Source organism: Deltaproteobacteria bacterium (genome assembly GCA_016874735.1).
Lineage (GTDB): Bacteria > Bdellovibrionota_B > Oligoflexia > Oligoflexales > CAIYRB01 > CAIYRB01.
On record VGTI01000003.1, the window covers coordinates 95,068 to 107,365 of the forward strand.

Here is a 12,298-nt window from a genome sequence, read left to right on the forward strand (position 1 = left end):
CGCTTTCCACGCCTAACTGAATTCAACTTGGTTAGGACAGTGTTTGAACCGTAAATAGATTGCTCGATTCTCGACCTACGGGCGACAGGCTAATGGCCACGAAAATAACCTGATCGCCAGCCTTCAACCAGCTTTCACGCACAAGTTTGTCGTTAACCACTGGCAGAACTTCATCCAAGTTGGGTGCTACGTCTAGCAGCATACAATCAACACCACGCACTAAAGATAGACGCTGCATGACTGCCGGAGAAAAAGTCACGGCAATGATTGGTACAGGGGCGCGAAAACTCGCTAATTTACGGGCAGTATTCCCGGCCTTAGTAATAGTGACTATAGCCTTAGCCTTGATCCGCTCCGCCGTCCTTAACGCATGATAGGCAATCGCATCCATCTCATTTGCTACCTTAGGAGCCCGCTTCACCCAATTTAACTTCACATTAGTGGCTCTTGCTTCGATGTCCGTGATGATGCGAGACATCACTTCTACCGCTTTTGCACCGTACTTGCCGTTTGCAACCTCTTCCGACAGCATGACTGCATCGGTGCCATCAATCACTGCGTTGGCGACATCGGAGACCTCTGCCCTGGTCGGAGTTACGTTGCGCCGCATAGATGCAAGCATCTCACTGGCAGTTAGCACAATCTTGGCTTGTTCATTACAGAGCTGGATGATTTCTTTTGTGATCATCGGTACGTTAACGGGACTTAAGGCAAGTGCCAGCTCACGCCTAGAAATTAGTACCCCATCAACATGCTGCAGAACCGACGACAGGCGCTCGTAAACGTCACCTGAGTCCACTTTCAAGATGATCCAGGGAGCATGGTCCCCGTGATCTTTATGCAATTTGGTCGCAAATTCTTTGAGAGTCTCTGAGTTCCAGTGCCCAGGAACAATCAAATAGTCCACACCGTCTTCGATGAGCGGTCTTAGTTCTTCAGGCGTTACTTGCTGACGTTCCTGAAACCGATACGTCTCCGGGACTATAATGTCCATCTCAGGGTAAATCGTGCCCCCCTGGGTGACCTCGAGTTCGGCTTTTTCTAGCCCGACGCTGATAGTGCGTAGCGCCACATTTCCGGCACCAATGAAGACCTTGGACTCAGCTTTAAACAGACGGTCCCAATTAGCCGCTTTGATGGTAATTGCACCTGAAAGATTGGAAGGAGCAAGTGTTAGACGCTCTCCAAAGCTGACTTCCCGAGGTTGCGCGAGGCCGACAACAACCCCCTGCGTCCAACTTGCTACATCGAGCATAATTGGTCGGCGGTTTGTTGACCCTCGCGTTGACTCCATGGTCTTAATGAATTCACGAATCTCACGAACGGCTTTGGCCTCGTAAACCAGGCGAATGACATCCACATCCTGCCGACTGACTTGTCCAGCATCAACCGCGGTGAGGGCTTTACCCTCGAAGGATTTCACAACTTTAGTGCGACGACTGTCTTGCTTGATCATCGAATTGCCTCACTCACACAAGGATTGTCCAACTAGCACAGGGCGGTTGTCCTGTGCCTCAATGAGATTAAAACCAGTAAGCGCATCACGATCGAAGACCACCACTACCGTCGATCCGAGCATGAATGTGCCAATTTCATCACCAATCGCCACTGGTCGGCCCGTGTCAAACCGACAGTCTGCCACCTTAGGTCGCAGCTGTCTTGCCCTGCTGTTGGTGATCAAATCGGGTGCCAATGGCGTCACCATTCGACCCACGTTGAAGGCGCCCACCATCACTACAAAGGCTCGGCCGCCATTTTTCATTGTGAAATCAAAAACTAAGCGTTCGTTCCGGGCGAAAAGTCGTGGTACGCGTCGCACGAAAGTTGTATTCACTGGCCATAATTCGCCGGGTCGATGAGTAATCCTAGTGACCGAACCTGAAAAGGGCGCATGCACCCTGTGGTAGTTATGAGGCGCAAGATATATGGTCTGATACCAGGCCAAATTAAGCCCCTGATCGCCTTCACCGGTACCTAGCACGAGCTCGTTCAAGTCGTAGTCCATGCCCTTGACCTGGACAGCCCGTCCCGCCTTTGCAGGTGCCGACCATGCAAGGTAACCATCGGCAGGCGAACACACGGGCCCTTCAAAAGACCTTAACCCACTTTTTAGCTTGCGTGTGAATAGCTCCTCAACCGTCGCATAACTGCCAATGGGATCAGCTGCTTCGCTCATATTTAGACCAAAAGCCTTGGCAAACCCCTTATTGGCAAGCGTCGCCAAGGGGCGCGGTAGGCGCCATCGTGCTAGGCATCCAGTGGTGTAACTGAGTAGATTTTGTGGAATTGGGCTCATCAAGTTGAATCACCGTCATCGAAGGTAATGATTACAAAGTGGTAGTTGTACCACTAGGCTAGTCAAGTTGTCTCGTAATGAAAAATGTGGTGGCTTCTCAAGTCATTGCACTAACGGAGGACAATTGGGCGCAGCCGAAAGTTCTTCAACAACCTGTTTTAATTGATCTTAACGGTAATTATCCGGAATCTTAACGGCAAACCATAGCACCGCGAGCGTTAATGTTGTAAATTCCTGATTCTGATGGGTTGCGCAATCTGGCAGTTCCCGTTTGATGTTCCACCTTGTAGCGAGGTTTTAACATGGCAACAGGCACTTCCAATCAATTGACGACCAATCTCAAGCATCGCGTCACTGACCAGGCCGTGAAGCTTCTTGCTAACTCAATATACCGCCAGCTACAAGACGAAGGCTGTGCGGCCAAGGATATCATCTCTGTTTCATCTCAGTTGATCGGGCTTGTTACCGATGAGCTGCAACGAGACGACCAGCCAAGTTAACGGGCCCGGCAAAATTTTCCTCCGTTGCGGATCTTTGCTATCATTAAAACATGAAAGCAAAATCATCACGCGGAGCCTCGACGCGGCAACGGATACTCGAAACTGCGGCGAAGCTCGTAAATATCAACGGCGTTAACGGCACAAGTGTTGACGATGTACTCAACGCGTCCGGCACTGGAAAAAGCCAGTTCTATCACTATTTCGCCAACAAAGAGGCACTGGTAAAGGAACTAATTGATTTCCAAGCTTCTGCCTTGCCTGCTGCTCAGGAATCGGTGCTTGCAGGCTTAAGCTCCTTAGCTGGAATCGATACTTGGCTCGATCAAATCATTGCCGACTACCATGCTGGACTTTACGCAAATGGGTGTCCCCTCGGTAATTTAGCCAGTGAGCTCGCTACAACTAGCGAGCAACTACGTCTAAATCTCCAAGCCACGTTTGCAAATTGGGAAGGGAGCCTCAGTCGGGGCCTCAAGTCCCTGCAGTCCAGCGGCCAAATTCGCCGCGAGTTCGATTCCACGCAAATGGCAACCTTCTGCATAGCTGCAATCGAGGGCGCCCTCTTGTTAGCCAAGACCGAGAAGTCCGTCGCTCCTCTTAAGGCCACAATCGAGCAGATTAGGTCCATGCTCAAAGTTTCGAGTATCGGGGCCACTAAGCTCAAACCTCGGCCAAATGCAGGTTTTACCTTCTGCCCATGAAACAGTCGTGCTAGGTTGCGCCGGCATCGGTGTTTGATGCGTGTAGCAGCAGGACTAGAAACGATGAAAATTCACATTGTGGGCGGTGGGTTAGCCGGCACCGAAGCCGCTTGGCAGATACTCAAAGCTGGATATTCCGTCACTCTACATGAAATGCGCCCCACAGTTTCAACTGCGGCTCATAAGAGTGGAGACCTGGCCGAACTGGTTTGCTCTAATTCACTAAAATCTCTAGCTCCTGATTCTGCCCCTGGACGACTCAAAGCTGAAATGATCGCTTTAGACTCGCTGATCATTAAGGCTGCCAAGTATGCGCAAGTGCCCGCTGGTCAAGCTCTCGCGGTGGATCGCGTGCGCTTTTCCCATTATATTGAGGAGCAGCTTCATACCCATTCTGGCTTTAATCGCAAATCTCAGGAGGTCACAGAGCTTCCATCCCCCGACGTCATGGCAGCCCGGGACGAGTGGTGGATAGTCGCCTCTGGACCGTTAACGAGCTCCCCATTAGCGAGTCAGCTGGAGGGTCTTTGCCCCGGACAGCGGCGGCTCTATTTCTACGACGCTATCGCTCCGGTTATCGCTGCCGATTCCATTGACATGGATCACGCGTTCAGAGCCAGTAGATACGACCGTGACAGCGAGGGTAGCGAGGGTGATTATCTCAACCTACCACTCAATAAAGAACAGTACGAAACCTTCATCAACGCTATTAGCAGCGCCGAGTACATGCCTTTGCATGAGTTTGAGGAGACCCGGTATTTCGAGTCATGTTTACCCATCGAAGTCATGGTCGAACGAGGTCCTCAAACGCTGAGATTTGGGCCCATGAAGCCAATGGGTCTGGTCGATCCAAAGACTGGTCATCGCCCTTGGGCCAATGTGCAGCTACGCCTTGAAAATGTAGAAGGCACCATGTACAGCATGGTGGGCTTCCAAACCAAAATGAAATGGCCCGAGCAAAAACGAGTCTTTTCGATGATTCCTGCTCTGAAAGAAGCCGAGTTTCTGCGTTTCGGTTCAGTACACCGCAATACTTATCTGAAGAGTCCCGAAGTACTTTTGCCAGACTTATCCTGCAGAACTTCTCCCAGGATATTCATTGCAGGCCAGATTACGGGTGTCGAGGGATACACCGAATCTGCCGCCATAGGCCTACTCGCCGGAAGGGCGTTGGTAGCAAAAATGACTGGAACTCAATTTACAATGCCCCCCAAGGACACCATCATTGGTGCCCTAGTACACTATGTAACGCACGGGGGGTTGGGCGAATTTCAGCCGATGAATGCAAACCTAGGTCTACTACCGCACCTAGACCGCCAGCGAGGGGAGAGCAAGGCCGCCAAAAAAGCACGGCAATGCCAAGCCGCAACCCATCGTTTTGAAAGCTATTTGAGTGGCCTTTAAAGACCCGCTCGCACCATTTTGGCGAAATCTTCTGGCTTTAACGAGGCTCCACCGACTAAGGCCCCGTCGATATCTTTTTGCGCCAACAGATCTTCGACATTTTGAGGGGTAGCACTACCGCCATAAAGTACGCGGACGTTACTACCAATACTTTGCCCGTAAATTGCTCGAAGTAGATGGCGAATTTCAGCATGCACCTCTTGAGCTTGCGCTGCAGTTGCTGATCGTCCAGTGCCAATCGCCCAGACCGGCTCATATGCCAAAACCAAGTCCTTTGGATCCTCGATACCATTCAGAGCAGCTTTTACTTGCCGACTGACGACCTCTTGAGTCAGCCCTGCTTCCCTCTGCTCTAAGGTCTCGCCAATGCATACGACAGGCATCACATCAGCTAAAAGTGCCGCCCGTGTTTTGCGTGCCACTGATTCATCGGTCTCAGCAAAATATTGACGTCTCTCGCTGTGCCCGATCAAAGTGGCCGTTACTCCAGCTTCCGTGATCATCGGCAGTGAAATCTCACCCGTGAAGGCTCCCGATGGCTCCCAATGAATATTTTGTGCGGCTATGCGCACACCACTGGGCTCCGCTAGTGGCACTGCCTGCGCCATTAAGGTAGGGGGAACGGCAAAAAGCACGTCAATACGATCGCTGATGCTATCGTCCCGGTGCCAACCCACAGACTCAAAAAACGTCGCGAAGAACCCAGCTAGCTCGCGGTTCAGCTTGTTCATCTTCCAATTGCCCGCGAGCATCTTGACGCGCTTCAAAGCGGTTTACCTCACTTGAGAAGGACCTTGATACCGGGCAATGTGCGTCCCTCGAGAAACTCAAGGGCAGCCCCACCACCGGTCGAAACATGTGAAATTTTACTGGCGACACCAGCTTGATTGACCGCAGATACACTGTCACCACCGCCAACGACGGTACGCCCTGGGCATGCTGCCACAGCACGAGCTACTTCCATGGTGCCCTGTGCAAAGGCCGTCCACTCAAAGACACCCATCGGGCCGTTCCAAAATACCGTCCGCGATTTACCAATCACTTTGCTGTAAGCATTAACGGTCTTTGGACCAATGTCTAACCCCATAAGGCCCTCTGGGATCGCCTGCTCCGCGACATCTTCGCGTGCAACATCCTCTTTGAACGAAGGCGCGCATCCGTGGTCCAGGGGTAAATGAATCTGTACGCGACGCGCTTCAGCATTGCGGAAAATGGTCTCGACCAGGTCCATGCGATCCGACTCAACGCGCGAGGCACCGACGTTGATGCCCTTGTACTTCAGGAACGTGTAGGCCATCGCCCCCCCAATGATCAAATGGTTACACCGATTGAGGAGGCTTAAAATGACGGCAATTTTGTCGGACACTTTCGCCCCCCCCATCACCACGGTGAAGGGAGTCTCGGGGTGGTTGAGAATTGAGTTTAACGCCTCAATCTCTTTTTCCATCAAAAAACCCGCGGCCCTGCGCTCGGGATCGAGCAGAGCAGCGACACCGACAGTCGAGGCATGGGCGCGATGCGCGGTACCAAAGGCGTCATTCACGTAAAGATCGACACCTTTGGCCAATAATCTGGAAAACTCAAGATCGTTTTTAGTTTCGCCTGCATTGAAACGCAAATTTTCAAGCAATACGAACTGCTGCGGATCGATTTGTCCAAGTACCTGGTCGTAAGGCTCTTTAGTATAGTCATTGACAAAAACAACTTCGCGCTGGAGCAGCTCAGCTAATCGAAGACCTACAGGCTCTAGTGAGTAGTTTAAATCGACCTCGCCATCAGGCCGGCCAAGGTGACTGGCAATTGCGACCTTGTGGGTGTGATCAAGGATATATTTGATAGTGGGTAGTGCTTCACGAATACGAGTATCATCTTTGATTACACCGTTCTTAACCGGTACATTAAGGTCAAGGCGAAGGAATACCTTCTTCCCTCTGAGATCTAGATCCTTAAGCGTCCGCAGGTGCATATGATTCCTCACGATATAAGTCGTAACAAAGCCGATAACGTTTGCAGCAATCGGTTCATAACATTAGACATTCAGTATCGCAATAGGAGGGGCTGAACGATGAGTATCTCACATCTCTTTATCATCGACCCGCTAGAGTCTCTCAATGTGGCGTTAGATTCCTCGCTCCGCATGATGCATGAACTAGCCAAGTTAGGACATCAGGTCTTCTGCTGCACGGTGAACCAGCTAAGCTGGTCCTCGACCCAGGCAAGTGGAGATGCTCATTGTGGCCAGATTAAATTCAAAAATGGCCCCACCAATTATAGTCTCCAACACCAGGTTTTACGCAGTTTGAAGAGTTTCTCCGGTATTCACATGCGCAAGGACCCTCCCTTCGACATGGACTACGTGACTGCCACCTGGCTCTTGGACTCGGCCACTGGAACTGCCAGAATCTACAATGCCCCACACGCATTGCGTCAATTTAACGAAAAGCTCACGATTCTTAAGTTTCCTCGAGACTGCCATCAATCTCTTGTAAGTAGCGATCCGGAGGCCCTTTATCGCTTTGCCCACGACCAAGCTAGTGGTGATGCAGTTTTAAAGCCGCTCACACTTTTTGGGGGTAGAGGGGTGGAACGAATACAGTTTAACGACGGGGATGAGCCCGTCCGCAGGTTACTTAAAGAAGCAACTGCCGATGGCACCACCCCTAGACTTATACAGCCGTTTGACCCAGCGGTGTTCATCGGTGAAGTGCGTGCGTTTTCGGCATTCGGTGAGCCCATTGCCTGGTGCCTAAAACGTCCCGCACCTGGGAATTTCTTAGCCAATACTCGGGCTGGAGCCACGCTTGAACACTACAAGCCGAGTCACGTTGAAGTTGAGCGTGTCACGCGTATTGCTAGGACCCTCCTGAAGGATGGCGTGGCGTTCATTGGTTTCGATTTGATCGGTGGCCACGTCTCCGAAATTAACCTGACAAGTCCACGTCTCTTGCAGTCGCCGGATGACCACGCTAACCATTACGAGCAGATCGCAGCCCTGATATCCACCGACCTCTCCAGGCGTCACTGATTATCTGAATCCAAGCAGTTGACCGTAAGCCGGGATCATATTAAGCTTTTTTAGAAGTATCATGAAAGCCGTTAACCCTAAGCTATACGAGATGTCAATGAAGAGAACATCGTTTCCATTAACCTTGGTGGCGGCAACTTGTGTGGTTCTAGCAGGTTGCGAACAGTGCTCAAAAAAGGACGATTCTAAGCCCGCTGAAGTTGCAGCTACGGCAGCCGATCCGAACGCTGCTGCTGGTCTGACTGCTCCGGCACCAACTGACCCAAATGCTCAGGCCGCGGCCCCAGCGGATGCTGCCGCAGCGGCACCTACCGATGCAACTGCTGCGGCACCTGCCGAAGCGGCGGCTCCTGCAGCTGAGCCAGCCAAAGCTGCGGAAGATCCAACAGGTGGCAACCTGAAGATCACCGACATCAAATCAGGTAACGGCGCTGTTGCTGCTGAAGGCAAGAAGGTTTCGGTTAATTACACCGGCACCCTCCTGAACGGCACCAAATTCGATAGCAACAAGGATCGCGGGACCCCGTTTAGCTTCGTACTCGGTTCCGGTATGGTGATTGCTGGATGGGACCAAGGTCTTAAGGGCATGAAAGAAGGCGGCGTCCGCAAGCTTGTCATTCCGCCGAACCTAGCCTACGGTAACCGTTCAGTCGGTGGAGTTATCCCACCCAACTCAACGCTTGTGTTCGAAATCGAACTGTTGAAAGTTGAGTGATCGAAGACGTTCTAACCAACACCACGTTTGGCCCGGTTCGTCCGGGCCAAACTTTTTTTAGGGATCTGCGTGAGTCATGAGTAAAACGGTCAATAAATGGGGTATCCCAAATCTATCTGGCAAAGAAGTTCGCCAATCGTTCATCGACTTCTTTCGCGAGCGGGGCCACACCTTTGTAGCATCGTCACCTGTGGTACCTCACGACGACCCGACTCTACTATTCATCAACTCTGGGATGAACCAGTTTAAATCGATATTTCTCGGCGATAACCGGCTCGGGTTAAAGCGGGCCGTAAATTCGCAAAAATGCCTACGGGTTTCTGGCAAGCACAATGACCTTGATGAGGTGGGGCGCGACACCTACCACCACACTTTTTTTGAAATGCTAGGCAATTGGTCGTTTGGAGACTATTACAAAAAAGAAGCTATTCGTTGGTCCTGGGAGCTCCTTACCCAAGTATGGGGTTTACCCAAAGACCGACTTTTTGCCACGATTTACAAAGACGACGACGAGGCGGAAGCAATTTGGAAGAGCGAAACTGATATCGACCATACGCGCATTCTGAGGTTCGGGGAGAAATCCAATTTCTGGGAGATGGGTGATGTGGGCCCATGTGGACCATGCACCGAGATCCATTTTGATATGGGTGATTTGGAGACCCAGGCTGCCACGTTTGCCGATCCCGTAAATGGAGTAAACGGAGCAAACGCTCGCTATATCGAAATCTGGAACAATGTTTTCATGCAATACGAGCGTCTTCAGAATGGTGATCTCAAACCGCTAGTAGCTAAGCACGTAGACACCGGAATGGGATTTGAGCGTGTGCTTTCGATCATTCAAGGCACGGGATCAAACTACGAAACTGACGTCTTCCGTCCACTTATTGACCGCATTGCAGAGACCACGGGCATACCATATGACCAAGGTCCTCAGGGCACGCCTCACCGGGTGATTGCCGATCATTTGCGTGCTCTGGCATTTGCTATTGCCGATGGTGCCACCCCCGGCAATGAGGGACGCGGCTATGTGCTGCGACGTATTCTGCGTCGCGCAAGCCGTTTCAGTCAGGAACTAAATCAAAAGGATCCCTTTATCTACAGAATGCTGCCAACGCTCGTAAACATTATGGGTGACGCGTTCCCTGAGTTAAAACAGAGACAAGACTACATCGCACAGGTCATTCACGCTGAGGAAGAGCGCTTTATGCGCACTCTACGTGACGGTCTTGCTCGGTTCTCGAAAATCGCGATTGATACCAAACAAAACAATAAAACGGTTATCAGCGGCTATGATGCCTTTGTGCTGTATGACACCTATGGATTTCCCGTCGATCTAACCGGTGTTCTTGCCGAGGAGCAGGGCCTTACTATCGACCATCGAGGGTTTGCCTCCGCTATGGAAGAACAGAGAGAAAGAGCGCGCAGCGCAGCGAAGTTTGATGCCAGCCTCGCTTCAGATGAGGGTTGGACTATCATTTCACCTCAAAAAGAGACTCGATTCGTCGGCTATCACGAGCTGACTTGTGAGTCTCGAGTTACAAGATTTTGCGAAGTCGGAGACGAGGTATTGATTTGTCTAGACCGGTCTCCATTCTATGCGGAATCTGGGGGACAGGTTGGTGACACTGGTTGGCTGCGCACGGATGAGGTTGAGCTTAAGGTTGTAAATACCTTCAAAGTGCTCGAGATGCATGTCCACAAGTGTGTACTCATTCATGGGCTACTCGGCCCGGAAAAGTTGCGGCATTTACGTGCCCAGGTCGATGTGGAAGCACGCGCAGCAACGGTGCGCAATCACTCGGCGACACATCTTTTGCATGCAGCCTTACACCAGGTTCTCGGAGAGCATGTTCAACAACAGGGGTCGCGTGTGGCGCCAGAGTCACTTCGCTTCGACTTTACGCAACCCAGAGGGCTCACTGACGCAGAGCTAGCCAAGGTTGAGTTCTTGGTAAATCGCGAAATTATGGCGAATCGCTCCGTGCTTGTAGCTGAAAAATCACTCGAAGAGGCTAAGCGAGAGGGAGCTGTAGCGCTGTTCGGTGAAAAATACGGCGATCGCGTGCGGACCATCAAGATGGGGGAATTTAGTCACGAACTCTGCGGTGGTACCCACGCGGAAGCCACTGGCCAGATCGGCTCATTCCGGATCACAGCGGAAAGTTCGATAGCCGCTGGGATCAGGCGCATTGAGGCTATCACAGGGTTTACTGTCGTCGAGCAAGCTCGCAAGGAGAGCTATACTCTACTCCATCTTGCTCAGACACTTAAAACTAAGCCAGAAGATCTTGAGCTAAAAATCCAGGAGATGAACGAAAAACTTCGCTCCTACGATAAGGAATTGAAATCAATCCGCCTTGAACAGGTAAACCAGCGGGTTGATCAAATGCTCCGCGATGACCTAACCACAATAGGTAAAGGTCAAATGGTTCTTAAAAAACTTGATGCTTCGACCTTCATAAAGGAAACCCATCAAGCCGTATTAGACAGCCTGGCAGCAAAGTTAGGCAATGGGGTTGCCGTCCTCACTCATGTCGAGGATGGGACATTGTCTATTCTTGTTGCGGTTGGCACAGAGGCTCGCAACAAAATAAAGGCTGGGGATTTAATCAAAGACCTCTGCAAAGTCGCTGACGGCCGTGGTGGTGGCAGACCGGACAAAGCACAGGCGGGATCGAAATCCCTGGAGAAAGAGCCCACGGTCCTGAACACTGCGCGAGAGTTACTGGCAAAATCATTCGTCTGAAATTTTGACGAATGCTTCGATTTTTGAATAGGTTGCATCGACATCACAAGCTGATCCGGAGCAACCGTAAATCTTGTGCATGCGTCGGATGTCATCATGAGAGATCATGCGCTGTGTAATGCCTTGGCCAATATACAAGGATGCAACCATGATGGATTCGGGGTCTACCTTACTATCCACATGATTGAGACCGAGAAAATGGCCAAGTTCATGTGTGGTGACCGTCTGCAGGTCAACTACTTCCCGGCCATCTTCAGGCCATAGCACCATGCTATCTCCGAACAAATAATCGTTGTTGTTGTAGCGCATGTCAGCAGTCATTATCTTGTCGAGATCGTTCGGATCGTTGTCCCAAATGGTCGTTGCCAGGACTATCGGGTCCTTGCCAGTCTTCGTCCAATCGTTATCCAGGTACAGCCCGTTCACGTGATCGTCTAAGGAGCTATATAGATCTTTAAAGTAATCGCCTGTGACACTGGCCTGGACGCCATCAAAGGAAAATATTTTTTTACCTACAGTCATCTCCCAGGTCTGCATGGCCTTCTGAATCATCTCCACTTGAGACTTTGCCATGCGCGGATCGAGTCGGTAATGTACCGGCTTCTCCACCCACCCACCCGGTGCGTGTATCGCGTACCACTTTGCATTCGGGTCCTTATCAACCCGACCGTCGGCACCCAGCTGTTCCGTATTTTGCACAGTCGAGCGTGATGTTGGACGAGGCCCACTGTCACCATCCAGCCTGACTTTATAAAACTGAGAGCCGCACGCCACAAACGTAAGAAATATTCCCGTCGTTACGGCAATTAACGCTGTGTAATGGGCTGTATCCTTAGCCATTGATGGTTGCGGACCTCCCTCATTTATCCAAGTCGATATCGTCAAAGCCGTTGCCGATCTTGAGAGATTTC

The 12,298-nt window shown here is 51.2% G+C and carries 11 protein-coding genes; 6 read left to right on the forward strand and 5 right to left on the reverse strand.

What is annotated here, in order from left to right; translation table 11 throughout:
- Window positions 1-31 precede the first annotated feature (31 nt).
- Together FJ146_03185 and psd are read right to left on the reverse strand one after the other, a co-directional pair.
- A complete protein-coding gene (locus FJ146_03185; GenBank protein MBM4250949.1) occupies window positions 32-1,456 on the reverse strand; it encodes a hypothetical protein in 1,425 nt (474 codons plus the stop codon).
- Between the two features lie 9 nt (window positions 1,457-1,465).
- A complete protein-coding gene (gene psd, locus FJ146_03190; protein ID MBM4250950.1) occupies window positions 1,466-2,296 on the reverse strand; it encodes a phosphatidylserine decarboxylase in 831 nt (276 codons plus the stop codon).
- Window positions 2,297-2,598: 302 nt separating this feature from the next.
- Here psd and FJ146_03195 point away from each other — a divergent pair, with 302 nt between their 5' ends.
- The 3 genes from FJ146_03195 to FJ146_03205 are packed head-to-tail and all read left to right on the forward strand — an operon-like array spanning window position 2,599 to window position 4,901.
- Complete coding sequence (locus tag FJ146_03195) at window positions 2,599-2,796, forward strand: hypothetical protein (GenBank protein ID MBM4250951.1); 198 nt, start codon at window positions 2,599-2,601, stop codon at window positions 2,794-2,796.
- Between the two features lie 50 nt (window positions 2,797-2,846).
- A complete protein-coding gene (locus tag FJ146_03200; protein MBM4250952.1) occupies window positions 2,847-3,497 on the forward strand; it encodes a TetR family transcriptional regulator in 651 nt (216 codons plus the stop codon).
- A 36-nt stretch (window positions 3,498-3,533) separates the two neighbouring features.
- The gene (locus FJ146_03205) at window positions 3,534-4,901 is read left to right on the forward strand and encodes a methylenetetrahydrofolate--tRNA-(uracil(54)-C(5))-methyltransferase (FADH(2)-oxidizing) TrmFO (GenBank protein ID MBM4250953.1); all 1,368 of its coding nucleotides are present in this window, start codon (window positions 3,534-3,536) and stop codon (window positions 4,899-4,901) included.
- Here FJ146_03205 and FJ146_03210 read toward each other — a convergent pair.
- Together FJ146_03210 and FJ146_03215 are read right to left on the reverse strand one after the other, a co-directional pair.
- Window positions 4,898-5,653, reverse strand: coding sequence for a triose-phosphate isomerase (locus tag FJ146_03210; protein MBM4250954.1), 756 nt, complete (start codon window positions 5,651-5,653; stop codon window positions 4,898-4,900). The genes FJ146_03205 and FJ146_03210 overlap by 4 nt on opposite strands.
- A gap of 26 nt (window positions 5,654-5,679) precedes the next feature.
- Complete coding sequence (locus tag FJ146_03215; protein ID MBM4250955.1) at window positions 5,680-6,867, reverse strand: phosphoglycerate kinase; 1,188 nt, start codon at window positions 6,865-6,867, stop codon at window positions 5,680-5,682.
- Window positions 6,868-6,966: 99 nt separating this feature from the next.
- On the opposite strand from FJ146_03215, the gene FJ146_03220 reads away from it, so the two are divergent.
- The 3 genes from FJ146_03220 (at window position 6,967) to alaS (ending at window position 11,387) form a co-directional block, all read left to right on the forward strand.
- Complete coding sequence (locus tag FJ146_03220; GenBank protein MBM4250956.1) at window positions 6,967-7,926, forward strand: hypothetical protein; 960 nt, start codon at window positions 6,967-6,969, stop codon at window positions 7,924-7,926.
- A 97-nt stretch (window positions 7,927-8,023) separates the two neighbouring features.
- Window positions 8,024-8,641, forward strand: coding sequence for an FKBP-type peptidyl-prolyl cis-trans isomerase (locus FJ146_03225; protein MBM4250957.1), 618 nt, complete (start codon window positions 8,024-8,026; stop codon window positions 8,639-8,641).
- 76 nt (window positions 8,642-8,717) lie between these two features.
- Window positions 8,718-11,387 (forward strand): alanine--tRNA ligase, encoded by a 2,670-nt coding sequence (gene alaS / locus FJ146_03230; GenBank protein MBM4250958.1) that lies wholly within the window; start codon window positions 8,718-8,720, stop codon window positions 11,385-11,387.
- Here the strand turns inward: alaS and FJ146_03235 are convergent.
- A complete protein-coding gene (locus tag FJ146_03235) occupies window positions 11,376-12,227 on the reverse strand; it encodes a matrixin family metalloprotease (GenBank protein ID MBM4250959.1) in 852 nt (283 codons plus the stop codon). The two genes, alaS and FJ146_03235, sit on opposite strands and share 12 nt — an antisense overlap.
- Window positions 12,228-12,298: the final 71 nt, after the last annotated feature.

Excerpts from the sequence above, each read along its gene's own strand:
- FJ146_03205 (MBM4250953.1), top strand. The coding sequence starts at position 3,534 with ATGCGTGTAGCAGCAGGACTAGAAACGATGAAAATTCACATTGTGGGC.
- alaS (MBM4250958.1), top strand. The coding sequence starts at position 8,718 with ATGAGTAAAACGGTCAATAAATGGGGTATCCCAAATCTATCTGGCAAA.
- FJ146_03235 (MBM4250959.1), bottom strand. The coding sequence starts at position 12,227 with ATGGCTAAGGATACAGCCCATTACACAGCGTTAATTGCCGTAACGACG.
- FJ146_03215 (MBM4250955.1), bottom strand. The coding sequence starts at position 6,867 with ATGCACCTGCGGACGCTTAAGGATCTAGATCTCAGAGGGAAGAAGGTA.
- FJ146_03195 (MBM4250951.1), top strand. The coding sequence starts at position 2,599 with ATGGCAACAGGCACTTCCAATCAATTGACGACCAATCTCAAGCATCGC.
- FJ146_03210 (MBM4250954.1), bottom strand. The coding sequence starts at position 5,653 with ATGCTCGCGGGCAATTGGAAGATGAACAAGCTGAACCGCGAGCTAGCT.
- psd (MBM4250950.1), bottom strand. The coding sequence starts at position 2,296 with ATGAGCCCAATTCCACAAAATCTACTCAGTTACACCACTGGATGCCTA.
- FJ146_03220 (MBM4250956.1), top strand. The coding sequence starts at position 6,967 with ATGAGTATCTCACATCTCTTTATCATCGACCCGCTAGAGTCTCTCAAT.
- FJ146_03200 (MBM4250952.1), top strand. The coding sequence starts at position 2,847 with ATGAAAGCAAAATCATCACGCGGAGCCTCGACGCGGCAACGGATACTC.
- FJ146_03225 (MBM4250957.1), top strand. The coding sequence starts at position 8,024 with ATGAAGAGAACATCGTTTCCATTAACCTTGGTGGCGGCAACTTGTGTG.
- FJ146_03185 (MBM4250949.1), bottom strand. The coding sequence starts at position 1,456 with ATGATCAAGCAAGACAGTCGTCGCACTAAAGTTGTGAAATCCTTCGAG.